Source organism: Mycolicibacterium neworleansense, assembly GCF_001245615.1.
GTDB classification, from domain to species: Bacteria; Actinomycetota; Actinomycetes; order Mycobacteriales; family Mycobacteriaceae; genus Mycobacterium; species Mycobacterium neworleansense.
The window spans coordinates 872,347-897,828 of record NZ_CWKH01000001.1; the positions used below are offsets into that span (position 1 = coordinate 872,347).

Here is a 25,482-nt window from a genome sequence, read left to right on the forward strand (position 1 = left end):
CATGGGCGTCGGAGGTGGGCCATGTGCCAATACTGCGGATGCCGGGACATGCCGCTGATACGGGACTACATCGCAGAGCATGAGCGGGCGGTCGATCACGGCCGCGAAGCGGTGCGCGCCCTGGACCGAGGTGAGCTGGACGTCGCCCGGCAGCGGCTGGCGGCGATGTTCGAGGAGCTGCGTTCCCATTGGCAGGGTGAGGAGAACGGGCTGTTCGCGGTGATGCATCGTGAGGAGCTGTACGCCGAGCACATCGACCCGTTGGTGGCAGAGCACCGGGAGCTGGCGGCGTTCCTCGAAGTCGTCGACCTGTCCGATCCGGAGGATCAGAAACGGGTGCGCGCGGAGGTCGAGGAACTGTACGTCCACATCGCCAAGGAAGAGGACGGACTGTTCCCGGCCTCGCTCACCGCGCTCGACGGCGTCGACTGGGATGCCGCGATGGCCGGGTGGCGCGAGGCGCACCCGGGTCGCGAAATGATCCAGGGCCGGGGCTAGCTGAGCAAACCCCGTGCCACGTGGGTGATCTGCACCTCGTTGCTGCCGGCGTAGATCATCAACGACTTGGCATCGCGGGCCAACTGCTCCACCCGGTACTCGGTCATGTAGCCGTTGCCGCCGAACAGCTGGACTGCCTCCATCGCGACGTCGGTGGCGGCCTGCGAGCAGTACCACTTGATCGCCGAGGCCTCGGCCAGCGAGATCGGCACGCCCTTCTCTGCGGATTCGATGACGCGGAACAGCATGTTGCGCACGTTCATCCGGGCCACTTCCATGTTGGCCAGCTTGAGCTGGATCAGCTGGAACTGGCTGATCTCCTGGCCCCACAGGGTGCGGGTCTTGGCGTAGTCGACGCTCAACCGCAGGCATTCCTCGATGACGCCCAGGGCCATCGCTGCCACCCCGATGCGTTCGGCCGAGAAGTTCGACCGGGCGCTGGCGCGGCCCTCGTCGGCGCCGTCGTCGGATCCCTCGGTCTCGCCGAGCAGCCGGTCGCGGCCCAGCCGGACGTTGTTGAAGAACAGCTCGCCGGTGCGCGATGAGTGAATGCCCATCTTGCGGAACGGCTTCGACTGCACGAAGCCCTCCATGCCGCGGTCGAGGACGAAGGTCAGAACCTTCCGGTTGCGCTTGTCCGCACCATCACCTTCGTCGAGCTTGGCGTAGACGACCACCACATCGGCGTCGGGGCCGTTGGTGATGAAGGTCTTCTGGCCGTTGAGGATGTAATCGTCGCCGTCACGAGTGACGTAGGACTTCATGCCGCCGAACGCGTCGGAGCCCGAATCGGGTTCGGTGATCGCCCAGGCGCCGATCTTCTCGTAGGTCACCAGCCCGGGCAGCCACCGTTCCTGCTGGGCCAGGGTGCCTCGGCTCTGAATCGTCGACACGGTCAGGCCCAGGCTGACGCCGAGGCCGGTGACCAGGCCCATCGACACCCGGCACAGTTCGCTGATCAGGACGAAGCCCATACCCGGCGAGCCGCTGCCGCCGAACATGCCGCCGCGTGCACCCGAGGGCTTGGTGTCGCCGCTGCGCAGCTTCTCCAGCCGCTTGTCCAGCGACTCCTTGGCAAGGGCGTCGATGCCGAACGTGGCGAACAGCTTTCGCACGATCGGGTACGGCTCCATGTCGCCGCTCTCGAGCTCGTCGAGGTGCGGGCGAATCTCCTTGTCCACGAACTCACGAACCGCGTCACGCACGGCGATGTCGACATCAGACCAATCAAGCATTCCGACAGCTTAGACAGGTGTCAAAAAGTCAGGCCGCGGGGCGGCGGGCGGGGCGCAGCGCCGGCAGCGAGAACGTGGTGTGGACCAGCGCTCCGGCCCGGTCCAGCAGGGTCTTGCGCCGCGGCAGGTAATGCATCGGCAGGCCTCTGCGGTCGCGGGGCGGGTCCATGAAGCTCGGCGCTTCCACCAACGGTCCGTCGGCCGGTAGCTTCCCGGCCGCGCGGCGGTACGCCGACATGGCACGCGGGTGCAGCCTGATCTCGTCGGGGACGGCGACGAACGCCAACTCGACCATCTTGCCGAAGATCCGCAGCAACACTTCGTCACCGGGGGTCCAGCGCATTCCGGCCTTCTCGCGCACCGCCGGGTCGAAAACGCCCGCCGCGATCCAGCGCTGTGCTCCGACAAGAGGTTTGAACAGCTGGTCCCACACCGGCGTGGGCATCAGCACGAACCACGGCTTCGGGATCCGGATGGTGAAGATGTCGAGGGTGGCCCGGTTGATCTCCAGCTCGTCGCGGCACTTGGCGTCCCAGTACTCCTGAAACTCCTCCCAGGTGCTGGGAACCGGCCGCATGCTCATGCCGTACATGCGGTACCACTGCACGTGCTCGTCGAACAGCTGGCGCTTCTCGGCCTCGGTGAGCCCGCCGCAGAAATACTCCGCGGTCTTGATGATGAGCATGAAGAACGTGGCGTGCGCCCAGTAGAACGTCTCCGGGTTCAGCGCGTGGTAGCGCCGCCCCTGGCCGTCGACGCCCTTGATCGTGGTGTGGAACCCCTTGATCTGCGCGCCGGTATCCGCCGCGCGGTCGCCGTCGTAAACCACGCCCATGATCGGGTACACCGACCGGGCCACCCGCTGAAGGGGTTCGCGCAGCAGGATCGAATGTTCCTCGACGCCGGCGCCGAGTTCGGGATACATGTTCTGGATCGCGCCGATCCACACGCCCAATATCCCGGTGCGCAGATCGCCGAAGTATTTCCAGGTGAGCGAATCCGGGCCGAGTGGATCGTGCTTGCTGCCGGTGGCGACTCGTGTGGTCATCGCGTCCTCGTTGACTCGTCATGACATGGATCACAGCTGACCCAACGATAGTAGTGACAACGCATGTTGTCTACGACGCCACGGCGCGGCGTCGCGCACTGTTATTGGGTGGCTACCGTCGCGCCACAGCGTCGTGACCAGCCTGGTTTGCCGACGTCGGGAGAGTGTGGGCAAACCCGCACGTGGCGTGATTGCCGCCCGGTCCGCACGCCACTTAGTCTTGCGCTGTGGATGGCGAGCCGTTCGATGACCCGTCCGGACGAGTCGGGGATGTCGAGCAGGCGCCGCAGCAGCGCCAGGTGAGGGCACCCGGGCTGCCGGGTCCGCTGGGATGGCTGCAACGCACCAACCGCAGCCCGGCCGTCATCGATCTGGTCCGGCGGGTCCGCCGGGCGTTGCCGGGGGATCCGGATTTCGGTGACCGCCTGTCGGCGTCGGGTGAGGGCGGTCCCCGCGCCGCCGCGCGGGTGGCCGACCGTTTGCTGGACCGGGACGTAGCCTCACGCGAGGTGAGCCTCGGTGCGCTCCAGGTGTGGCAGGCGCTGACCGAACGCGTCTCGGGAACCCCGGCCAATCCTGAGGTGACGCTGGTGTTCACCGACCTGGTCGGTTTCTCGTCATGGTCGTTGCGTTCCGGTGATGACGCCACATTGCGTTTGCTGCGCCGGGTGGCGCAGGTGATCGAGCCCCCGGTGCTGGAGGCCGGCGGTCACATCGTCAAACGCATGGGTGACGGCATGATGGCGGTGTTCTCCGATCCGGGCACCGCCCTGTCGGCGATGCGCGTGGCGCTCGACGGGGTGAAGAGCATCGACATGGACGGCTACGCGCCGCGCATGCGCGTCGGGATCCACACCGGGCGCCCGCAGCGCATCGGCTCGGACTGGTTGGGTGTCGACGTCAACATCACCGCCCGGGTGATGGAGCGGGCCGCCAACGGTGGGCTCGTGGTGTCGGGCACCACGCTGGAGGGCATCTCCGAAGATCAGCTGGCCGAACTCGGGGTAACTGTCAAACGTCAACGGCGGCAGATGTTCTCGAACAAGCCCGAAGGTGTGCCCGACGATCTGGTGATGTACCGGGTGAAAACTCCCAGGCAGCTGCCAGCCACCTGAGAGGCGGCGGGCGGATAGTCGATCTGGTGCTCGGGCGCGCGTCGGCGATCCTGACCCAGCTGACCAGAATTCCGGTCACGCTGGCGTACGCGGCGATCCTGGCCGTGGTCACCACTGTGCTGCTGGCGATCGACCCTGGCACCCACGACAAGATCCTCGGACACGTCAGCACCAACCTGCACAATCTGCGGCACGGGCATTTCGGCACGCTGCTCAGCAGCGCCTTCGTCACCGACGCCGGCCCGGTCTACGCCTGGCTGCCGGGACTCGTGTGTCTGCTGGCGCTGGCCGAATTGCTCTGGCGCAGCAAGCGTCTCGTGCTCGCCTTTGCCGTCGGTCATGTGGGCGCCACCCTGCTGGTGGCAGCCGGCCTCACGGTCGCGGTGAGGGCGGGCTGGGCCCCGGCGTCGGTCAGCCGCGACGTCGACGTCGGGATGAGCTACGGGGCTGCGGCGGTCCTGGGGGCGCTCACTGCGGCGATCGCCGTGCGCTGGCGCCCGGCGTGGGTGGGCTTCTGGCTGGCGGTGGGCGTGGCGGTGGTCGCACAAGGGCCCGACTTCACCGGCATCGGCCACGTTGTCGCGCTGATACTCGGCATGGTGCTGTCCGCCTGGCTGGGCCGACCGCAGGGCTGGACCGCCGTCAGGTACCTGTTGTTGAGCGTGGCAGCCTTCTTCGGCCTGGCCTTGCTGGCCGGAGATCCGGCGCTGTTCCCCTTCGCCGCCGGCGCGGGCGTCCTCGGCGCGACGGTGGCCGGCGCACTCACCCCACACCGTGGCGGGATCCACGATCGGACGGACCCGGTCGCCGAGTCCGCCACCCGCTCCGACCTCCGGGATCCCGGTGGATCCCCGAGCAGCTCGGCGGACATGAGCCACTCATAGGTCTCGGCACGGTGCAGGATCGGCATGCCGGAGGAGTAGCCGGGGGCAAAGGGATTCGAGGCGCGACGTGCCGATCGCCTATGATCGCCGGGTGGCTGAGCAGCCCAGTGATCTCTCAGAAGAAGCCCTGACCAAAGCCGTCAGCGCGGCCCGGCATGCCTTTGAGCTGGCCGGTGACCTCGATGCGTTGGCGCGCGCCAAGACCGAGCACCTCGGTGATCGTGCCCCGATCGCCCTGGCCCGCCAGGCGTTGGCGACGCTCCCGAAGGCCGACCGCGCCGACGCCGGCAAACGGGTCAACGTGGCCCGCGGCGAGGCCCAGTGTGCCTACGACGAGCGGCTGGCCGCACTGCGCGCCGAGCGCGACGCCGAGGTGCTGGTCGCCGAACGTATCGATGTGACGCTGCCCTCGACGCGGCAGCCCGTCGGTGCCCGGCACCCGATCACAATCCTGGCCGAGAACGTCGCCGACACCTTCGTCGCGATGGGCTGGGAACTGGCCGAGGGGCCCGAGGTCGAGACCGAGCAGTTCAACTTCGACGCGTTGAACTTCCCGCCGGACCATCCGGCGCGCAGCGAGCAGGACACCTTCCAGATCGCCCCGGACGGGTCACGGCAGGTGCTGCGCACCCACACCTCGCCGGTGCAGGTCCGGGCACTGCTGGAGCGCGAGCTTCCGGTGTACATCGTCTCGATCGGTCGGACCTTCCGCACCGATGAATTGGATTCCACCCACACGCCGGTGTTCCACCAGGTGGAGGGGCTGGCGGTGGACAAGGGCCTGACCATGGCGCACCTGCGCGGCACGCTGGACGCGTTCGCGCGGGCCCAGTTCGGGCCGGAGGGGCGCACCCGGTTCCGCCCGCACTTCTTCCCGTTCACCGAGCCGTCGGCCGAGGTCGACATCTGGTTCCCCGGTAAGAAGGGCGGCCCCGGCTGGGTCGAATGGGGCGGCTGCGGCATGGTCAACCCGAATGTGTTGCGCGCCTGCGGAATCGACCCCGACGTGTACTCCGGATTTGCCTTCGGCATGGGATTGGAGCGAACCCTGCAGTTCCGCAACGGAATTCCTGACATGCGCGACATGGTCGAGGGTGACGTCCGGTTCTCGCTGCCGTTCGGGGTCGGTGCCTGATGCGGATTCCGTTCAGCTGGCTGCGTGAGGCCGTCCGTGCCGGTGCCCCTGATTGGGATGTGTCGGTCGAGGAACTCGAGCAGACGTTCATCCGGATCGGCCACGAGGTCGAGGAGATCATCCCGATCGGCCCGGTGACCGGTCCGTTGACCATCGGCCGGGTCGCCGAGATCGAGGAACTCACCGAGTTCAAGAAGCCGATCCGGGCCTGCAAGGTCGACGTCGGCGTCCAGAATGTGGACGGTGCGCCCCGCGACATCGTCTGTGGTGCAACGAATTTCGCGGTCGGTGACCTGGTTGTGGTGGCACTGCCCGGCACCGTGCTGCCCGGTGACTTCACCATCGCCACCCGCAAGACCTACGGGCGGGTCTCGGACGGCATGATCTGCTCGGCCTCGGAGATGAACCTGGGTGTCGAGGGTGCGGGCATCCTGGTCCTGCCGCCCGGCACCGCCGAACCGGGTACCCCGGCCGCCGAGGTTCTGGGCCTCGACGATGTGGTGTTCCACCTGGCGATCACGCCTGACCGCGGCTACTGCCTGTCGGTGCGCGGCCTGGCCCGCGAGATCGCGTGTGCCCACGATCTGGACTTCGTCGATCTGGCCGACGTGGCGCCGCTGCCCGCCGAGGGCGAGGCCTGGCCGCTGACCGTGGAGCCCGGAACCGGGGTGCAGCGCTTCGGTCTACGCCCGGTCACCGGCATCGATCCGGCGGCAGTGTCGCCGTGGTGGCTGCAGCGCCGGCTGATTCTCAGCGGCATCCGCGCCATCTCGCCTGCCGTCGACGTGACCAACTACGTCATGCTCGAGATCGGCCACCCGATGCACGCTCACGACAGCAGCCTGATCACCGGTGGTTTCGCCGTGCGGTTCGCCCGCGACGGTGAGAAGGTCGTGACGCTCGACGATGTCGAGCGCACCCTGAACTCGGCCGACGTACTGATCGTGGACGACGTCGCAACCGCCGCGATCGGCGGTGTGATGGGCGCGGGCACCACCGAGGTGCGCGATTCCACGACCGATGTGCTGCTGGAGGCCGCGGTGTGGGATCCGGCCGCGGTGTCGCGCACCCAGCGTCGGCTGCACCTGGCCAGTGAGGCCGGCCGCCGCTACGAACGCTCGGTGGATCCGGCCATTTCGGTTGCGGCCCTGGACCGTTGCGCGACCCTGCTGGCCGAGATCGCCGGCGGAACCGTCGAACCGAAGCTCACCGACTGGCGCGCCGACGGGCGCACCGACTGGTCCCAGCCGGCCGTCGAGATCCCCGCGGACCTGCCCGACCGCACCGCAGGCGTCGAATACCCCGCAGGTACGACGGCTCGTCGTCTCGCCCAGATCGGCGCTGACGTCACCGGCACCGATTTGCTCACCGTCATCCCGCCCAGCTGGCGGCCCGACATGCGTCAGCGCGCCGACCTCGTGGAGGAGGTGCTGCGGCTGGAGGGCCTGGAGTCCATCCCGTCGGTGCTGCCGACAGCGCCGGCCGGCCGCGGCCTGACCGCGGTGCAGAAGCGGCGCCGGGCGATCGGGAAGTCGCTGGCGCTGGCCGGATTCGTCGAGGTGCTGCCCACGCCGTTCCTGCCGGCCGGGGTGTTCGACGCCTGGGGCCTGGCCGCCGAGGATCCGCGCCGCAACGCCACCAAGGTGCTCAACCCGCTGGAGGCCGACCGGCCGCAGCTGGCCACCACGTTGCTGCCCGGTCTGTTGGAAGCCTTGGGCCGCAACGTATCCCGTGGTGCGGCCGATGTCGCGCTGTTCGCGATCCAGCAGGTGGTGCATCCCACGGCCGAGACCCGGTCCGTCGAGCGAATCCCGAACGACCGTAGGCCCACCGACGAGGAGATCGCCGGCCTCGATGCCTCGCTGCCGCGCCAGCCGCAGCACGTCGCGGCGGTGCTGACCGGGCTGCGTGAGCCCGCCGGTCCGTGGGGGCCGGGACGTCCGGTGGAGGCCGCCGACGCGTTCGAGGCGGTACGGGTGATCGGCCGGGCGTCCGGGGTGGAATTCACCCTGCGCGCCGCCCAGGAGCTGCCGTGGCATCCGGGCCGCTGCGCCGAGGTGCTCGTCGGCGACACCGTCGTCGGGTACGCCGGCCAGCTTCATCCGGCGGTCATCGAGCGGACCGGTCTGCCCAAGGGCTCCTGTGCGGTCGAACTCGACCTTGATTCCGTGCCGATCGTCGAGGTGCTGCCCGCGCCGTCGGTGTCACCGTTCCCGGCGGTGTTCCAGGACATCAGCGTGGTGGTCGGTGACGAGGTGGCCGCGGCCGCCGTTGTCGACGCTGTCCGTGACGGAGCCGGCGAGCTGCTGGAGGACGTCCGCTTGTTCGACGTCTACACCGGCCCGCAGATCGGGGAGGGGCGTAAGTCCCTGACCCTGGCGCTGCGGTTCCGGGCTGCCGATCGCACCCTGACCGAGGACGAGGCCAGCGCCGCCCGCGACGCTGCCGTCGCTGTCGCCGGCGAGCGCGTCGGCGCTGTGCTGCGCGGCTAGGTTCCCGCCGCGAACGTGACGCTGTTGTACGTATTTTTGCCGGTTGACGTGCACCAGTGACACAGTCGGCACCGGGCGTATTAATGAATTTGCATCTGCATGCATAAGAATGCAGAATTGCCCGCATGACTTCGATAGCGGTGGCCGGCGCCAGCGGCTACGCCGGCGGAGAGATCCTGCGATTGCTGCTCGGGCATCCGGCCTACGCTGACGGCCGGTTGACCATCGGGGCGTTGACCGCGGCCTCCAGTGCCGGGACCACGATCGCCGAGCATCACCCGCACCTGCTGCCGTTGGCCTCACGGGTGCTGGAGCCCACCGATGCCGAGGTGCTGGCCGGGCATGACGTGGTGTTCCTCGGGCTTCCGCACGGTCATTCCGCCGCGCTGGCCGAACAGCTCGGACCGGACACGCTGATCATCGATTGCGGGGCCGACTTCCGGCTGACCGACGCCGCGGACTGGGAGAAGTTCTACGGCTCGGCGCACGCGGGCAGCTGGCCCTACGGCCTGCCCGAGCTGCCCGGCGCCCGGGACCGGCTCAAGGACACCAAGCGCATCGCGGTGCCGGGCTGCTATCCGACCGCCGCACTGCTGGCGCTGCTGCCCGCGGTGGCCGCCGATCTCGTCGAACCCGCCGTCACCGTCGTCGCCGTCAGCGGCACCTCCGGCGCGGGCAAGTCCGCGAAGGTGGACCTGCTGGGCTCGGAGGTGATCGGCTCGGCGCGTGCCTACAACATCGCAGGCAAGCACCGGCACACCCCGGAGATTGCCCAGGGGCTGCGGTCGGTGACCGACAAGGACGTCACCGTCTCGTTCACCCCGGTGCTGATCCCCACCTCCCGGGGCATCCTGGCCACCTGCACCGCCCGCACCGGGGCGTCGGCGGCCGAGGTCCGGGCCGCGTACGAAAAGGCTTATGACGCAGAGCCGTTCATCCACCTGTTGCCCGAGGGGCAGCTGCCCAAGACCGGTTCGGTGATCGGCAGCAACGCCGCGCAGATCCAGGTCGGCGTCGATGAGCAGGCGAAGACACTGGTGGCCATCGCCGCCATCGACAACCTCACCAAGGGCACCGGCGGCGCCGCGGTGCAGTCGATGAACCTGGCGCTGGGCTGGCCCGAAACCGAAGGACTGTCGATCGTGGGAGTGGCACCGTGACTGAAGCGGCACAGACGGCCAAGCTGGTACGCACCCAGGGCGTCACCGCCCCGGCCGGTTTCCGCGCCGCCGGAATCGCCGCCGGTATCAAGGCATCCGGTGCGCCGGACCTGGCCCTGGTGTTCAACGAGGGCCCGGACTACGCCGCGGCGGGTGTCTTCACCCGCAACAAGATCAAGGCCGCACCCGTGAAGTGGTCGCAGCAGGTGCTGACCACCGGCCGCTTGCGCGCGGTGGTGCTGAACTCGGGCGGCGCCAACGCCTGCACCGGGCCGCTGGGCTTCCAGGACACCCACGCCACCGCCGAGGCCGTCGCCTCCGCGCTGAGCGACTGGGGCACCGAGACCGGCGCCATCGAGGTCGCGGTGTGCTCGACGGGGCTGATCGGTGATCGGTTGCCGATGGACAAGGTGCTGGCCGGTGTCACCGAGATCGTGCACGAGGTCGCCGGCGGTCTGACCGGTGGCGACGACGCGGCGCGGGCCATCATGACCACCGACACGGTGCCGAAACAGGTTGCGCTGCATCACTCGGTGGACTCGGGGGAGAACTGGACCGTCGGCGGGATGGCCAAGGGGGCCGGGATGCTGGCGCCGTCACTGGCCACCATGCTCGTGGTGCTGACCACCGATGCGGTCGCGGACGCCGCGGCGCTGGACACCGCGCTCAAGCGGGCCGCGGCGCTGACCTTCGACCGGCTCGACGTCGACGGCAGCTGCTCGACCAACGACACCGTGCTACTGCTGGCCTCCGGCGCCAGCGAGATCGCACCGAGCCAGGATGACCTCAACGACGCCGTGCTGCGGGTCTGCGACGACCTGTGCGCCCAGTTGCAGGCCGATGCCGAAGGCGTCACCAAGCGCGTCACCGTCACCGTCACCGGTGCTGACAGCGAGGACGACGCACTCGTCGCGGCCCGCGTCATCGCCCGCGACAGCCTGGTCAAGACCGCACTGTTCGGCTCCGACCCGAACTGGGGCCGGGTGCTGGCCGCGGTCGGCATCGCGCCGGTGAGGCTCGATGCGGATCGGATCAGCGTGTCGTTCAACGGTTCTCCGGTGTGCGTCGACGGCGCCGGCGCGCCGGGTGCCCGCGAGGTCGACCTGTCCGGTGAGGACATCGCCGTGGTGGTGAACCTGGCCGTGGGAGGCAGCAGTGCTTCCATCAGAACCACCGACCTGTCCCACGCCTACGTCGAAGAGAACTCGGCGTACAGCTCATGAGCGAAACGATCGAGCGCGGCGTCAAGGCCAAGGTGCTCGCCTCGGCATTGCCGTGGCTCAAGCAACTGCACGGCCAGATCGTCGTCGTCAAGTACGGCGGCAACGCGATGACCGACGACACCCTCAAGGCCGCCTTCGCCGCCGACATGGTGTTCCTGCGCAACTGCGGCATCAAACCCGTCGTGGTGCACGGAGGCGGCCCGCAGATCAGTGCCATGCTCAAAAGACTGGGCATCGCAGGCGATTTCAAGGGCGGCTTCCGGGTGACCACCCCGGAGGTCCTCGATGTGGCGCGGATGGTGTTGTTCGGCCAGGTTGGCCGCGAGCTGGTCAACCTGATCAACGCCCACGGGCCGTACGCGGTGGGCCTCACCGGTGAGGACGCGCACCTGTTCACCGCGGTGCGGCGCAGCGTCACCGTCGACGGTGTGGCCACCGACATCGGGCTGGTCGGAGACGTCGAGTATGTCAACGCCGAATCGCTGCTCGATCTCATTGACGCCGGCCGGATCCCGGTGGTCTCGACCATCGGGCCGGACGTCGACGGCGTGGTGCACAACATCAACGCCGACACCGCGGCCGCGGCCCTGGCCGAGGCGCTGGGGGCCGAGAAGCTGATCATGCTCACCGATGTGGAGGGCCTGTACACCGACTGGCCCGACCGCTCCTCACTGGTCAGCGAGATCGACACCGCGGCCCTCACCCAACTGCTGCCCAGGCTCGAATCGGGCATGGTGCCCAAGATCGAGGCCTGTCTGCGGGCGGTGGAAGGCGGCGTGCCGAGTGCCCATGTGATCGACGGCCGTGTCGAACACTGCGTGCTCGTCGAGCTTTTCACCGATGAAGGAACCGGAACCAAGGTGGTGAACGCGTGACGCTGCAGGACCGCTGGGAAGCGGTGATGATGAACAACTACGGCACCCCGCCGCTGGCGCTGGCCAGCGGTGACGGCGTCGTGGTCACCGACACCGACGGCAAGTCCTACCTGGACCTGCTCGGCGGTATCGCCGTCAACCTGCTCGGCCACCGCCACCCGGCCGTCATCGACGCCGTCACCAGCCAGTTGAACACCCTGGGCCACACCTCCAACCTGTACGCCACCGAGCCGGGCATCACATTGGCCGAGGCGCTGGTCGGGCACCTGGGAACCCAGGCGCGGGTGTTCTTCTGCAACTCGGGCACCGAGGCCAACGAGGTGGCCTTCAAGATCACCCGGCTCACCGGCAAGACGAATATCGTTGCCGCCCAAGGCGCATTCCACGGCCGCACGATGGGATCGCTGGCGCTGACCGGTCAGCCCGCCAAGCAGGCACCCTTCGAACCGTTGCCGGGCAACGTCACCCATGTGCCGTACGGCGACGTCGAAGCCCTTGCCGCCGCGGTCGATTCGGATACCGCCGCGGTGTTCCTGGAACCGATCATGGGGGAGGGCGGCGTCGTCGTCCCACCCGCCGGCTACCTGGCCGCCGCCCGCGACATCACCACGAAGAACGGCGCCCTCCTGGTTCTCGACGAGGTGCAGACCGGCGTCGGGCGCACCGGTGCGTTCTACGCCCACCAGCACGACGGCATCACCCCGGACGTGGTCACGCTGGCCAAGGGTCTGGGCGGCGGGTTGCCGATCGGAGCCTGCCTGGCCGTCGGCGCCGCGGGTGACCTGCTCACCCCCGGGCTGCACGGCAGCACTTTCGGCGGTAATCCGGTGTGCACCGCGGCCGCGCTGGGCGTGCTCAAGGCGCTGGCCGACGGGGACCTGATCGAACGTGCCGGGGTGCTCGGCAAGACCCTCAGCCACGGCATCGAGGAGCTGGGCCATCCGCTCGTCGACCATGTGCGCGGCAAGGGCCTGCTGCAGGGCGTGGTGCTGACCGCGCCCAGCGCCAAGGCCGTGGAGGCCGCGGCCCGCGACGCCGGCTTCCTGGTCAATGCGGCCGCCGCCGACGTGATCCGGCTGGCGCCGCCGCTGATCATCACCGAAGGCCAGATCGAGACGTTCCTGTCCGCTCTGCCCACCGTTCTCGATACCGCTGTGGAGGCTTCTCGATGACCATCCGGCATTTCCTGCGCGACGACGACTTGTCACCCGACGAGCAGGCCGAGGTGCTCGCCCTGGCCGCCGAGCTCAAGCAAGCACCGTTCTCCCGGCGCCCCCTCGAGGGGCCGCGCGGTGTCGCGGTGATCTTCGAGAAGAACTCGACCCGCACCCGGTTCTCGTTCGAGATGGGCATCGCCCAGCTCGGCGGGCATGCCGTCGTGGTCGACGGCCGCAGCACCCAGCTGGGCCGCGAGGAGACCCTCGAGGACACCGGGGCGGTGCTGTCCCGCTACGTCGACGCGATCGTGTGGCGGACCTTCGCCCAGGAGCGGCTGACCGCCATGGCGTCCGGGTCGAGCGTGCCGATCGTCAACGCGCTGTCCGACGAGTTCCACCCGTGCCAGGTGCTGGCCGATCTGCAGACGCTGGCCGAGCGCCGGGGCGACCTCAACGGGCTGCGGATGACGTATCTCGGCGACGGAGCCAACAACATGGCGCACTCGCTGATGCTGGGCGGGGTCACCGCTGGCGTCCACGTCACCATCGCCGCTCCCGCCGGTTTCGAGCCGGACCCGCACTTCGTCGACGCGGCCAAGCGTCGCGCCGCCGAGACCGGCGCGACGGTGACGCTCACCGACGATGCCCGGGCCGGGGCCGACGGAGCCGACGTGCTCGTCACCGACACCTGGACCTCGATGGGGCAGGAGAACGACGGACTCGACCGGGTGCGGCCGTTCCGTCCGTTCCAGGTCAATGCCGACCTGCTCAAGCTGGCTGACCCGGATGCCGTTGTGCTGCACTGCCTTCCGGCGCACCGGGGTCATGAGATCACCGACGAGGTGATCGACGGGCCACAGAGCGCGGTGTTCGACGAGGCAGAGAACCGGCTGCACGCGCAGAAGGCACTGCTGGTCTGGTTGCTGGAGAATCGATGAGCCGCTTGCGCGAAGAGCGAGGACCCAGGTGAGCGCGCCCACACGTGCCGGCCGTCAGGCCCGCATCATCGCCCTGCTGTCGTCGCGGCAGGTGAGCAGCCAGACCGAACTGGCGGCGCTGCTGGGCCAGGAGGGCATCGAGGTCACCCAGGCCACGCTGTCGCGTGACTTGGAGGAACTCGGCGCGGTGAAACTGCGCGGCGCCGACGGCGGCGTCGGCGTCTATGTGGTGCCCGAGGACGGCAGCCCGGTACGGGGTGTGTCCGGTGGCACCGAGCGGTTGACCCGCTTGTTGGGGGAGTTGCTGGTATCGACGGATGCCAGCGCTAACCTTGCCGTGCTGCGCACCCCTCCCGGGGCGGCGCATTACCTGGCCAGCGCGATCGATCGTGCCGCCCTGCCGTATGTGGTCGGCACCATCGCCGGTGACGACACCATCCTGATGGTGGCGCGCGACCCGATGACCGGGGCCGAACTTGCCCACACCATCGAGAACTTGAAGTAGAGCTCAAAACAAGGAGATTGCTCATGTCCGAACGCGTCATCCTGGCGTACTCCGGAGGTCTGGACACCTCCGTCGCGATCAGCTGGATCGGCAAGGAGACCGGCAAAGAGGTCGTCGCCGTCGCCATCGATCTCGGTCAGGGCGGCGAGGACATGGACGTCGTGCGCCAGCGCGCCCTGGACTGCGGTGCGGTCGAGGCGGTCGTGGTCGATGCCCGTGACGAATTCGCCGACGAATACTGCCTGCCGACCATCAAGGCCAACGCGCTCTACATGGACCGCTACCCGCTGGTGTCGGCCATCAGCCGCCCGCTGATCGTCAAGCACCTGGTGGATGCGGCGCGCAGCCATGGCGGCACCGTCGTCGCGCACGGCTGCACCGGCAAGGGCAACGACCAGGTGCGCTTCGAGGTCGGGTTCGCCTCACTGGCACCGGAACTGGACGTCATCGCGCCGGTTCGCGACTACGCCTGGACCCGTGAGAAGGCCATCGCGTTCGCCGAAGAGAACGCGATCCCGATCAACGTCACCAAGCGCTCGCCGTTCTCGATCGACCAGAACGTGTGGGGCCGCGCCGTGGAGACCGGGTTCCTCGAGGATCTGTGGAACGCGCCGACCAAGGACGTCTACGACTACACCCAGGACCCGACGGTCAACTTCAACGCTCCCGACGAGCTGATCATCAGCTTCGACAAGGGCCGCCCGATCGCGATCGACGGTCGTCCGCTGAGCGTGCTTGAGATCATCCAGGAGCTCAACACCCGGGCCGGCGCCCAGGGCGTGGGCCGTCTCGACGTGGTCGAGGACCGGCTGGTCGGCATCAAGAGCCGCGAGATCTACGAGGCACCGGGCGCGATGGTGCTGATCACCGCGCACACCGAGCTCGAGCACGTGACGCTGGAACGTGAGCTGGGCCGGTACAAGCGCGGCGTCGACCAGAAGTGGGGCGAGCTCACCTACGACGGCCTCTGGTTCAGCCCGCTGAAGCGGTCGCTGGAGGCGTTCGTCGAGCACACGCAGCAGCATGTCTCCGGCGACATCCGGCTGGTGCTGCACGCCGGCGCCATCATCGTCAACGGCCGGCGGTCGGGTGAGTCGCTGTACGACTTCAACCTCGCCACCTACGACGAGGGCGACAGCTTCGACCAGAGCGCGGCCAAGGGCTTCGTGCAGCTGCACGGCCTGAGCTCCAAGATCTCGGCCAAGCGCGACCTGGGTCTGTAAGCAGCAAGCACCGCCGAGCAGTGAGGGTGACATGAGCACCAACGACGGAACCACCAACGAGGGCTCGCTGTGGGGCGGCCGGTTCGCCGACGGCCCCTCGGCTGCCCTTGCCGCCCTGAGCAAGTCGACCCACTTCGACTGGGTGCTGGCGCCGTACGACGTCACCGCCTCCAAGGCCCACGCCCGGGTGTTGCACCGGGCCGGGCTGCTCACCGATGAACAGCGCGACGGTCTGCTCGCCGGTCTGGACAGCCTGGGTTCCGATGTCGCCGACGGCAGTTTCGAGCCGCTCGTCACCGACGAGGACGTGCACGGTGCGCTGGAGCGCGGCCTGATCGACCGGGTCGGGCCGGATCTGGGCGGCCGGTTGCGCGCCGGACGGTCCCGCAACGACCAGGTGGCCACGCTGTTCCGGATGTGGTTGCGCGACGCCGTGCGCCGCGTGGCCGACGGTGTGCTCGAGGTGGTCAACGCGCTGGCGGTGCAGGCCGCGGCGCATCCGACGGCGATCATGCCGGGCAAGACCCATCTGCAGGCCGCCCAGCCGATCCTGCTCGCGCACCATCTGCTGGCGCACGCGCATCCGCTGTTGCGCAACGTCGACCGGATCGCCGATTTCGACGATCGCACCGCGGTCTCGCCGTACGGCTCGGGCGCGCTGGCCGGCTCCTCGCTCGGCCTGGATCCCGACGCGATTGCCGAGGATCTCGGATTCGCCTCGGCGGCGGACAATTCCGTCGACGCCACCGCGGCGCGGGATTTCGCCGCCGAGGCGGCGTTCATCTTCGCCCAGATCGGGGTGGACCTGTCCCGGCTCGCCGAGGACATCATCCTCTGGAGCACAACCGAATTCGGGTACGTCACGCTGCACGACTCCTGGTCGACCGGCAGCTCGATCATGCCGCAGAAGAAGAACCCCGACATCGCCGAGCTGGCCCGCGGCAAATCCGGGCGGCTGATCGGCAACCTCACCGGCCTGCTGGCCACTCTCAAGGCGCAGCCGCTGGCCTACAACCGGGACCTGCAGGAGGACAAGGAGCCGGTCTTCGACTCGGTGGCGCAGCTGGAGCTGCTGCTGCCGGCGATGGCCGGTCTGGTCGGCACGCTGACCTTCGACGAGGCCCGGATGGCCGAGTTGGCGCCGGCCGGCTACACGCTGGCCACCGACATCGCCGAATGGTTGGTCCGCCAAGGGGTTCCGTTCCGCATCGCCCATGAGGCGGCCGGTGCCGCGGTGCAGACCGCCGAGGGGCGCGGAGTCGGGCTCGACGAGCTCACCGACGCCGAGTTTGCCTCGATCGATCCCGCCCTCACGCCGCAGGTGCGCGAGGTGCTGACCGTGGAGGGCTCGGTCAATGCGCGCAGCGCACGCGGCGGCACCGCACCGGTCCAGGTCGCCAAGCAGCTCGGGACGGTGCGAAACGCCATGGAAGAGCTGCGGATCCGGTTGAGCCGGTAGCCCTCCGAAGCGGCCCTGCGTACCGTCGTAGGCGTGGCCGAACAAGTCGTCTTCGATGTGGGTGGTGACCGCTGCATCGGTTATCTGCGGAGGTCGGGCCGGCACCCTGCTCCGTGCGTCGTGTTGTGCACGGGCTTCGGTGGCACCCAGGACACCCCGGCTGTGCTGGCCGCCGCGGAGGCCTTCGCCGCCGCCGGGTTACACACGCTCACCTTCGATTACCGCAGCTTCGGCGAGAGCGGTGGCCGGCCCCGGCAGGTCGTCAGCATCCAGGGGCAGCTGGCCGACATCACGGCCGCGGTGGCCTGCGCCCGCGGCCTCGACGGCGTCGATCCGGCCCGGATCGTGTTGTGGGGCACCTCGCTCGGCGGTGGCCATGTGGTGACCGCGGCCGCGCGCGACCCCGAGATCGCCGCAGTGATCGCCCAGATCCCGTTCAACGGTTTTCCCCGCCGCGTCGAGGGGCGTTCGACGCGGTCGACGCTGCGCCTGCTCGCGGTCATGGCCGAGGACTGGTGGCGCGGCGCGCTGCACCGGACGCCGCGCTACATCGCGGCCGTGGGCGCCCCGGGCGAGTTGGCGGTGATGACGGGTGCGGGTGCGCAGCGAGCGGTGACCGGCATGGCCAGCCCCACGTGGCGCAATGAGGTGGCTCCCCGCGCTCTCATCGAGATGATGCGCTACCGCCCAATCGATTTCGCGCGTCAGGTGACATGTCCGGTGCTGGTCTGCATGGGCACCGAGGACGCCGAGACCACGCCGGACAAGGTCGGCGCGCTGGCCGCCGCCGCACCGCGGGGGGAGTTGCTCGAATACCCCGTGAGCCACTTCGACTTCTACGCCGACGAGGTCCGTACCCGGGTCATCGCAGACCAACTGGCCTTCCTGAACCGTGTCCTCGGATGACGCTATTCCAGGAGCTCGGACAGCTCCATCCAACGTGTCTCCAACCCGGCCACCTGTGACTCCAGCTCACGCAGCTCACCGGTGAGCTTTCCCAGCCCGACATGGTCGGACTGGTCGTGGGCGGCGAGCTCGTCGTGCTTGGCCGAGATGCGGCCGGCCAGCTTGGCCAGCGACCGGTCGATCGAGGAGATCTCCTTCTCGACGGCGCGTAGCTCGGCTCCCGACCTCGCCTGTACCGATGCGGTTTCGGCGCGCGCGGCCGGGGCGGCCGAACCGGCCGAGGCGGCACGCTGCTCGGTCAACCGCAGATACTCGTCGACCCCGCCCGGCAGATGCCGCAGCCGGCCGTCCAGGATGGCGTACTGCTGATCGGTGACGCGCTCGAGCAGATACCGGTCGTGTGACACCACGATCAGCGTGCCCGGCCAGGAATCGAGCAGATCCTCGGTGGCGGTGAGCATGTCGGTGTCCACGTCGTTGGTGGGCTCGTCGAGCACCAGCACGTTCGGCTCCGACAGGACCACCAGCATGAGCTGCAGCCGGCGGCGTTGCCCGCCCGACAGCTCGCCGACGCGAGTCGACAGCTGGTCGCGCGCGAAGCCCAACCGCTCCAGCAGCTGCGCCGGGGTGAGGTCTTTCCCGTCGATCTGATAGCTGGTCTGCAGCCGGCCGATCACCTCGCGGACCATGTCTCCGGCCACCGCGTCGAGTTCGCTGGACTGCTGATCGAGGATCGAAAGTCGCACGGTCTTACCGTGTTTGACCCGGCCCGACGTCGGGGTCACGGTCCCGGCGATCAGGCCCAGCAGGGTGGACTTGCCGGCGCCGTTGGCCCCGACGATGCCGGTGCGCTCGCCCGGCCCGATGCGCCACTCGATGTCGCGCAACACTTCCCGCTCAGCACCCGGAAAGCGCACCGACACGTCGAGCAGGTCGATGACATCCTTGCCGAGCCGCGCGGTGGCCAGCCGGGACAACTCGACGTTGTTGCGCAGCGGCGGCACATCGGCGATCAGGGCGTTGGCCGCGTCGATGCGGAACTTGGGCTTGGACGTGCGGGCCGGTGCGCCGCGGCGCAGCCAGGCCAGCTCCTTGCGCATCAGGTTCTGCCGCTTGGCCTCGATCGAGGCGGCCTGGCGGTCACGTTCCACCCGCTGCAGGACATAGGCCGCGTAGCCGCCCTCGAACGGCTCAACGATCCGGTCGTGCACCTCCCAGGTGGTGGTGGCGACCTCGTCGAGGAACCAACGGTCGTGGGTGATCAAGAGCAACCCGCCGGCGCCCCGGGCCCACCGTTGCTTGATATGGGCGGCAAGCCACGTGATGCCCTGGATGTCGAGGTGGTTGGTGGGCTCGTCGAGTGCGATGACATCCCAGTCGTCGATCAGCAGCGCCGCCAATTGCACCCGGCGGCGCTGGCCGCCGGACAGCGTCGACACCGGTGCGTCGAACGCGATGTCGGAGACCAGACCCTCGATCACGTCCCGGATCCGGGCGTCGCCGGCCCACTCGTGCTCGGGGCGGTCGCCGACCAGTGACCAGCCCACCGTGTGGTCGGGATCGAGCGTGTCGGTCTGGTCCAGGGATCCCACCCGTAGCCCGCTGCGCCGCGTCACCCGACCACCGTGCGGGGTGATACGGCCGGTGAGCATGCCCAGCAGGGTTGATTTTCCGTCGCCGTTGCGCCCGACGATGCCGATGCGGTCGCCTTCGCTGACGCCGACGGTGACCGAGTCGAACACCACCCCGGTGGGGTACTCCAGATGCAGGGTTTCGCCCCCGAGCAGGTGAGCCATCGCCGCCGACCCTATCGTTCGGCGGCTCCGGCAACCGCACCGCATGGGGCCGCCGTCGGCGTCAGGGTGATCAAGTCGGTGATCGGTTGCTGTTGTGCCATGATGACCTCGTCAATCGGGGGTCGGGGTCAGTTGTCATGTGGGGAGCAAGCTGGTGGATTTCTCGGCAGTGACCAAACCGGTCGAGCGGTTGCTGGCGACCGCGCAGAACGGTTTGGAGGTGCTGCGCTACGGAGGCCTGGAGACCGGTTCGGTCCCATCGCCCTTCCAGATCATCCAGAGCGTGCCGATGTACCGGTTGCGGCGGTACTTCCCGCCCGACGTCCGCCCCGGGGTTCAGAATCCGCGTCCGCCGGTGCTGATGGTGCACCCGATGATGATGTCGGCCGACATGTGGGACGTGACGCGTGACGACGGAGCGGTCGGCATCCTCCATGCCGCGGGTATCGACCCGTGGGTGATCGACTTCGGCTCCCCGGACAAGGTCGAGGGCGGCATGCAGCGCAACCTCGCCGACCATGTGGTGGCGTTGTCCGAGGCGATCGACATCGTCAAGGAGGTCACCGGGCTCGACGTGCACCTGGCGGGTTACTCACAGGGCGGGATGTTCGCCTACCAGGCCGCGGCCTACCGCAGGTCCAAGGATCTGGCGAGCATCATCGCGTTCGGCTCACCGGTGGACACCCTGGCCGCGTTGCCGATGAACCTGCCGGCGGGGGTCGCCGCGGGCGCGGCAGATTTCATGGCCGACCATGTGTTCAGCCGCATCGATATCCCGGGTTGGTTGGCGCGTACCGGTTTTCAGATGCTCGACCCGATCAAGACTGCTCAGTCGCGCCTGGAGTTCTTGCGCCAGCTGCACGACCGCGAGGCCCTGCTGCCACGTGAACAGCAGCGCCGGTTCCTGTCGTCGGAAGGCTGGATCGCCTGGTCGGGGCCGGCGATCTCCGAACTGCTCAAGCAGTTCATCGCGCACAACCGGATGATCACCGGCGGCTTCTCCGTCCACGGCGACCTGGTCACGCTCTCCGACATCGATTGCCCGATCCTCGCGGTGGTCGGCGAGGTCGACGACATCGGTCAGCCGGCCGCCGTGCGGGGCATCAAGCGGGCCGCACCCGATGCCGATGTCTACGAATATCTCATCCGGGCAGGACATTTCGGCCTGGTGGTGGGTTCCAAGGCCTCCACCCAGACCTGGCCGACAGTCGCCCAGTGGGTGAAATGGCTTGGCGGAGAGCAGATGCCGGAAGGCGTCGTCCCCATGGAATCTCAGCCCGCCGATCACCCCGAGGGTGGGGTGTCGTTCTCCACCCGCATCACCCACGGCGCCACCGCCGCCACCGAGATGGCGTTCGGGGTGGCCCGCTCGGCCGCCGACGCGTTGGTGACGGCGAACAAGAACGCGCGGACCCTGGTGATCGAGACGGCCCGCACATTGCCGCGCCTGGCCCGGCTGGGCCAGGTCAACGACCACACCCGAATCTCGCTCGGGCGCATCATGAGCGAGCAGGCGCGCAGCGCGCCCAACGGCGAGGCGCTGCTGTTCGACGGCCGGGTACACACCTACGAGGCGGTGGACCGCCGGATCAACAATGTGGTGCGCGGCCTGATCGACGTCGGCGTGCGCCAGGGCGCCCGGGTGGGTGTGTTGATGGACACGCGGCCCAGCGCGCTCGTCGCGATCGCCGCGCTGTCCCGGTTGGGCGCCGTGGCAGTGCTGCTGCCCGAGGCGGATCTGGCCGAGGCTGCCCGTCTCGGCGGGGTCACCGAGATCATCGCCGACCCGAGCCATCTCGCCGTGGCGCGTGAGCTGGACTCGCGGGTCCTGGTGCTGGGCGGCGGCGAGAGCCGTGATCTGCATCTGGAGCAATACGACGACGTCGATTCGATCGTCGACATGGAGAAGATCGACCCCGATGTCGTAGAACTTCCCGGCTGGTACCGGCCCAACCCGGGTCTTGCCCGCGACCTGGCCTTCGTCGCCTTCAGCGAGGTCGGCGGTGAGCTGGTGGCCCGTCAGATCACCAACTTCCGCTGGGCACTGTCGGCGTTCGGCACCGCGTCGGCGGCCAATCTCGGTCGCGGCGACACGGTCTACTGCCTGACCCCGCTGCACCATCAGTCGGGGTTGCTGGTCAGCCTGGGCGGTGCGGTGGTCGGCGGCTCACGCATCGCGCTGTCTCGCGGGCTGCAGCCCGACCGCTTCCTGCAGGAGATCCGGCAGTACGGCGTCACGGTCGTGTCCTACACCTGGGCCATGCTGCGCGAGGTCATCGACGATCCGTCGTTCTCGCTCACCGGAAGCCATCCGGTGCGGCTGTTCATCGGCTCGGGTATGCCGGCCGGGTTGTGGAAGCGCGTGGTCGACGTGTTCGAGCCGGCCCAGGTCGTCGAGTTCTTCGCGACCACCGACGGCCAGGCTGTGCTGGCCAACGTCTCCGGCGCCAAGATCGGCAGCAAGGGACGTCCGCTGCCCGGCAGCGGCACGGTCGAATTGGCCGCTTACGACGCCGACGACGATTTGATCCTGGAGGACGAGCAGGGCTTCGTCCGCAAGGCCGAGGCCAACGAGGTCGGGGTGCTGCTGGCACATCCGCGCGGCCCGGTCGATCCGACCGCGGTGGTCAAGCGGGGCGTCTTCGCACCTGCCGACACCTGGGTGTCCACCGAATTCCTGTTCCGCCGTGACGAGGACGGCGACTACTGGCTGGTGGACAACCGTGGTGCGGTGATCCGAACCGAGCGGGGGCCGGTGTTCGCGACGAGCGTCAACGACGCGGTCGGTCGCCTGGATGCGGTCGACATGTCGGTGACCTACGGCGTCGAGGCCTCGGGCCGGCAGCTGGCGGTGACGGCTCTGGCGCTGCGTCCGGGGGGCAGTGTCCCGACCGCCGATCTCACCCATGCGCTGGAGGATCTGGCTGCGGGCTGCCCACCCGATGTGGTGCACGTGGTGGCCGATATGGAGCTCGGCGCGTCATATCGCCCGCACAGCCGACGCCGGCGGCTGATGCCCCCGCGGCCGATGCGCCGGCGGCCCCGCAGATGACCGCCGACGAAGCGCTGGCCATCATCGCCAGGGACTATGACACCGGCGAGGGCGGTGGCCAGGTCTCGACGTTGATCCACGACATCCTGAAGCTGCGTCAGCAGGGCTACAAGCCCTCCAACGCCAACCGGCAAGCCATCACCGAGGCCCTCGACAAGCGGCCCAATCAGGTTCCGCTGATCAACGCGCTCAAGAGCACCCTGTCTTATCAGCGCAAATTGCAGGCCCAGGCCAACGCGCAGGTTACGCAGCCGGGTGTGATCAACCCCGGGGGCGGCCAGTTCCCGGGAGGCATCGCGCCCTTCCCTGGCGGGGCGGGCACGCAGCCCGGCCCTAGTGGCGGCATCCAGATCCCGCTGGGCTAACTTCACCTGGTGGTCGACGACAAGCTTCTGAGCATCCTGGTCTGCCCGCAGGACCGCGGGCCGCTGCTGCTGGCCGGAACGGACTGGCTCTACAACCCGCGGTTGCGCCGGGCCTACCGGATCGAGGACGGCATCCCGGTGCTACTCGTCGACGAGGCCGTGGCCATCGAGGACGACGCCGAGCATCGCCGCTTGCTGGACCTGGCCGGATCAGGAGAGTCCGGGTAGGTCACCCGTGAGGTACCGCTGCAGAGTGGGTGCGATGGTCTCGACGATCTGTTCCGCCGGCAGCGTGGCGAAGGGTTCGAGTTCCAGGATGTAGCGCGCCATCGCGACCCCGACCAGTTGTGAGGCGACGAACTGGATGCGGATTCGAGAACTGCCGGGTGGGTTGTCCACCCGCGGTCCGATTTCGCCGATGATGATTTCCTGGAGGAACGACCGCACCAGCGATACGTCGTTGCCGGCCAGAATCGACCGCAGGGTCGCGACGAACCCCTTTCCGATCTCGGAATCCCACAGCGGCAACAAGATTGACGGCAGGGTGTGCCCGATCTGCTCGACCGGCACCTCTTTCAGCTTGCCGATCACCGTCATCGGGTCGATGGGAATGTGGATAGCGGCGGCGAACAGCTGGGTTTTGGTGCCGAAGTAGTGATGCACCAGGGCGGCGTCCACGCCGGCACCGGCCGCGATGGCGCGGATCGACGTTTTGTCGATTCCATTGCGCGCGAACAGCTCCCGTGCACTGGCCAAGATCCGCTCGCGTCTGTCCGAGGGGCCGGCGGGGCGGCCCGGGCGTTTGCGTTCGTGTTCGGAATCGATGTCGGTGCTCACGGCTTCCTAAGGAGTTCGGCGGCGCAAGGTGGCGGCAGCCAGGCACAGTGCCACGATGGCAAACCCCACGACGACCGCGATGTCACGCGCCGCGACGGCGGTCAGCTCGGGATGGGCGCCGACCTGCTGCAGGGCTTCGAGCGCATAGCTGGCGGGGAGCACATTACTGATCCACTGCAGCCACTCCGGCAGCGCGGCGCGCGGCACGATGATGCCGCACAACAGCAGCTGCGGCACGATCACCACCGGCATGAACTGGACCGCCTGGAACTCGGTCCGGGCGAACGCGCTGCACAGCAGGCCGAGGCCGACGCCGAGAACGGCGTTGATGATCGCGATCAGGAACACCAGTACGGGGCTGCCCGCGGTGTCGAAGCCCAGGAACCAGAACGCGACGATGCAGGCCAGCGTCGCTTGGGCCGCCGCAGCGATGGAGAAGGCCGTGCCGTAGGCGGCCAGCAGGTCGAAACGTCGCAGGGGCGTGGTGAGGATCCGCTCGAGCGTCCCCGAGACCCGCTCGCGCTGCATGGTGATCGAGGTGATCAGGAACATCACCACGAGGGGGAAGACTCCGAGCATGATCAGGCACGCTGTGTTGAACGGGCTGGGGTGACCTGGCGAGTGCGGCGCGTTCTGGAACATGAAGTACATCAGCGTGATGATCAGGCTGGGCACCACCAGGATCATGGCGACGCTGCGATGGTCGGCGGCCAGTTGTCGCAGGATCCGCCCGGTCGTGGCCAGGTATGCGGCGGGGCTCAGTCGGCTCGGTTGGTCGCGCCCGAGGCGCTGCGTCGGATGACGGTGAGAAACGCTTCCTCCAGGGACGTGCATGCCGTGTCCTTCCGTAGCAGGTCTGGGGTTGTGTGGGCGAGCAGTCGGCCTTCGCGCATCAGCAGCAGGTCGCCGCAGTGGTCGGCCTCGTCCATGACGTGGCTGGAAACCAGCAGCGTCGTACCTCGCGCCGCGAGCCGCCGGAACTGCTCCCACAGGTCGACCCGCAGGACGGGGTCGAGGCCGACTGTCGGTTCGTCGAGCACCAGCAGTTCGGGCTCGGACACCAGTGCACAGGCCAGCGAGACTCGGGTGCGCTGACCACCGGAGAGGTTGCCGCAGTACGCGGTTCGGTGGTCGTCGAGGCCCACCGAACGGATGGCATTGGCGGCCGAGTCCGCCGATGTGCCGTACAGCGCGGCGAAATACCGCACGTTGTCGATCACTCGCAGGTCGTCGTAGATCGTCGGGTCCTGGGTGACGTAGCCGACCCGGTGACGCAGCGGGGCCGACCCGGCAGGGTGTCCGAGCACCGTGACGGTGCCGGCCGCGACGATCTGGGTGCCGACGATGCTGCGCATCAGGGTCGACTTTCCGCAGCCCGATGGACCGAGCAGGCCGGTGATGGCGCCGCCGGCGATCCGCACGCTGAGATCGCGGATCGCCGCCCGGCCACCCCGGTTGACCTGCAGTCCAGCGATGTCGATGGCCGGTGGAGCCGCCCCGGTCGGGATTCCCGCAGAGAATTCATCAATCGATGAAGTCATCATGTGATGAATACTGCGCTCCGGTGCGGCCGGTGTCA

General features: G+C 68.6%; 23 protein-coding genes. 17 read left to right on the forward strand and 6 right to left on the reverse strand.

Annotation, left to right across the window (positions count from 1 at the left end):
- The first annotated feature begins 48 nt into the window (after positions 1–48).
- Positions 49–498, forward strand: coding sequence for a hemerythrin domain-containing protein (locus BN2156_RS04070; protein WP_090510486.1), 450 nt, complete (start codon positions 49–51; stop codon positions 496–498).
- On the opposite strand, the gene BN2156_RS04075 is transcribed toward BN2156_RS04070, so the two are convergent.
- Together BN2156_RS04075 and BN2156_RS04080 are read right to left on the reverse strand one after the other, a co-directional pair.
- Entirely contained in the window at positions 495–1,733 is a 1,239-nt protein-coding gene (locus BN2156_RS04075; RefSeq protein WP_090510489.1) for an acyl-CoA dehydrogenase family protein, read from the reverse strand. The two genes, BN2156_RS04070 and BN2156_RS04075, sit on opposite strands and share 4 nt — an antisense overlap.
- A gap of 28 nt (positions 1,734–1,761) precedes the next feature.
- A complete protein-coding gene (locus BN2156_RS04080) occupies positions 1,762–2,781 on the reverse strand; it encodes an oxygenase MpaB family protein (protein WP_090510493.1) in 1,020 nt (339 codons plus the stop codon).
- 227 nt (positions 2,782–3,008) lie between these two features.
- Between BN2156_RS04080 and BN2156_RS04085 the strand changes: the two genes are divergently transcribed.
- The 13 genes from BN2156_RS04085 (at position 3,009) to BN2156_RS04145 (ending at position 17,853) form a co-directional block, all read left to right on the forward strand.
- Entirely contained in the window at positions 3,009–3,896 is an 888-nt protein-coding gene (locus tag BN2156_RS04085) for an adenylate/guanylate cyclase domain-containing protein (RefSeq protein WP_090510497.1), read from the forward strand.
- 26 nt (positions 3,897–3,922) lie between these two features.
- Complete coding sequence (locus BN2156_RS04090; RefSeq protein WP_090510499.1) at positions 3,923–4,780, forward strand: rhomboid-like protein; 858 nt, start codon at positions 3,923–3,925, stop codon at positions 4,778–4,780.
- Between the two features lie 91 nt (positions 4,781–4,871).
- Entirely contained in the window at positions 4,872–5,915 is a 1,044-nt protein-coding gene (gene pheS, locus BN2156_RS04095; protein WP_090515453.1) for a phenylalanine--tRNA ligase subunit alpha, read from the forward strand.
- Positions 5,915–8,407, forward strand: a complete 2,493-nt coding sequence (gene pheT, locus BN2156_RS04100; protein WP_090510501.1) for a phenylalanine--tRNA ligase subunit beta — start codon at positions 5,915–5,917, stop codon at positions 8,405–8,407. The genes pheS and pheT overlap by 1 nt, the downstream gene beginning before the upstream one ends.
- Before the next feature lie 125 nt (positions 8,408–8,532).
- Positions 8,533–9,567: an N-acetyl-gamma-glutamyl-phosphate reductase gene (argC, locus tag BN2156_RS04105; protein WP_090510504.1), complete on the forward strand. Its 1,035-nt coding sequence runs from the start codon at positions 8,533–8,535 to the stop codon at positions 9,565–9,567.
- Positions 9,564–10,790: a bifunctional glutamate N-acetyltransferase/amino-acid acetyltransferase ArgJ gene (gene argJ / locus BN2156_RS04110; RefSeq protein WP_090510506.1), complete on the forward strand. Its 1,227-nt coding sequence runs from the start codon at positions 9,564–9,566 to the stop codon at positions 10,788–10,790. Before argC ends, argJ begins: the two co-directional genes overlap by 4 nt.
- Complete coding sequence (gene argB / locus BN2156_RS04115) at positions 10,787–11,665, forward strand: acetylglutamate kinase (protein ID WP_090510509.1); 879 nt, start codon at positions 10,787–10,789, stop codon at positions 11,663–11,665. The genes argJ and argB overlap by 4 nt, the downstream gene beginning before the upstream one ends.
- Positions 11,662–12,837, forward strand: a complete 1,176-nt coding sequence (locus BN2156_RS04120) for an acetylornithine transaminase (protein ID WP_090510511.1) — start codon at positions 11,662–11,664, stop codon at positions 12,835–12,837. Before argB ends, BN2156_RS04120 begins: the two co-directional genes overlap by 4 nt.
- The gene (argF, locus tag BN2156_RS04125; protein WP_090510514.1) at positions 12,834–13,760 is read left to right on the forward strand and encodes an ornithine carbamoyltransferase; all 927 of its coding nucleotides are present in this window, start codon (positions 12,834–12,836) and stop codon (positions 13,758–13,760) included. The genes BN2156_RS04120 and argF overlap by 4 nt, the downstream gene beginning before the upstream one ends.
- Before the next feature lie 28 nt (positions 13,761–13,788).
- Complete coding sequence (locus tag BN2156_RS04130; protein ID WP_090510517.1) at positions 13,789–14,265, forward strand: arginine repressor; 477 nt, start codon at positions 13,789–13,791, stop codon at positions 14,263–14,265.
- 23 nt (positions 14,266–14,288) lie between these two features.
- A complete protein-coding gene (locus tag BN2156_RS04135; protein WP_064900311.1) occupies positions 14,289–15,488 on the forward strand; it encodes an argininosuccinate synthase in 1,200 nt (399 codons plus the stop codon).
- Positions 15,489–15,519: 31 nt separating this feature from the next.
- Positions 15,520–16,947: an argininosuccinate lyase gene (gene argH / locus BN2156_RS04140; RefSeq protein WP_090510520.1), complete on the forward strand. Its 1,428-nt coding sequence runs from the start codon at positions 15,520–15,522 to the stop codon at positions 16,945–16,947.
- 33 nt (positions 16,948–16,980) lie between these two features.
- Positions 16,981–17,853, forward strand: coding sequence for an alpha/beta hydrolase (locus BN2156_RS04145; RefSeq protein ID WP_090510522.1), 873 nt, complete (start codon positions 16,981–16,983; stop codon positions 17,851–17,853).
- Positions 17,854–17,855: 2 nt separating this feature from the next.
- Here BN2156_RS04145 and BN2156_RS04150 read toward each other — a convergent pair whose 3' ends face one another.
- On the reverse strand, positions 17,856–19,649 hold the full coding sequence (locus BN2156_RS04150) for an ABC-F family ATP-binding cassette domain-containing protein (RefSeq protein WP_090510525.1): 1,794 nt from the start codon (positions 19,647–19,649) through the stop codon (positions 17,856–17,858).
- A gap of 151 nt (positions 19,650–19,800) precedes the next feature.
- On the opposite strand from BN2156_RS04150, the gene BN2156_RS04155 reads away from it, so the two are divergent.
- The 3 genes from BN2156_RS04155 to BN2156_RS04165 are packed head-to-tail and all read left to right on the forward strand — an operon-like array spanning position 19,801 to position 23,294.
- A complete protein-coding gene (locus BN2156_RS04155; RefSeq protein ID WP_235625333.1) occupies positions 19,801–22,701 on the forward strand; it encodes an acyl-CoA synthetase in 2,901 nt (966 codons plus the stop codon).
- A complete protein-coding gene (locus tag BN2156_RS04160) occupies positions 22,698–23,066 on the forward strand; it encodes a hypothetical protein (protein ID WP_328287093.1) in 369 nt (122 codons plus the stop codon). Before BN2156_RS04155 ends, BN2156_RS04160 begins: the two co-directional genes overlap by 4 nt.
- Positions 23,067–23,075: 9 nt before the next feature.
- Positions 23,076–23,294, forward strand: a complete 219-nt coding sequence (locus BN2156_RS04165) for a Trm112 family protein (protein WP_044524090.1) — start codon at positions 23,076–23,078, stop codon at positions 23,292–23,294.
- Here BN2156_RS04165 and BN2156_RS04170 read toward each other — a convergent pair.
- From BN2156_RS04170 to BN2156_RS04180, 3 genes are read right to left on the reverse strand one after another with little or no spacing between them, the layout of a single operon-like run.
- Positions 23,277–23,903: a TetR/AcrR family transcriptional regulator gene (locus BN2156_RS04170; protein ID WP_407661617.1), complete on the reverse strand. Its 627-nt coding sequence runs from the start codon at positions 23,901–23,903 to the stop codon at positions 23,277–23,279. The two genes, BN2156_RS04165 and BN2156_RS04170, sit on opposite strands and share 18 nt — an antisense overlap.
- A 6-nt stretch (positions 23,904–23,909) precedes the next feature.
- Entirely contained in the window at positions 23,910–24,737 is an 828-nt protein-coding gene (locus BN2156_RS04175; protein ID WP_162490729.1) for an ABC transporter permease, read from the reverse strand.
- The gene (locus tag BN2156_RS04180; RefSeq protein WP_090510528.1) at positions 24,662–25,447 is read right to left on the reverse strand and encodes an ABC transporter ATP-binding protein; all 786 of its coding nucleotides are present in this window, start codon (positions 25,445–25,447) and stop codon (positions 24,662–24,664) included. The genes BN2156_RS04175 and BN2156_RS04180 overlap by 76 nt, the downstream gene beginning before the upstream one ends.
- Between the last annotated feature and the right edge of the window lie 35 nt (positions 25,448–25,482).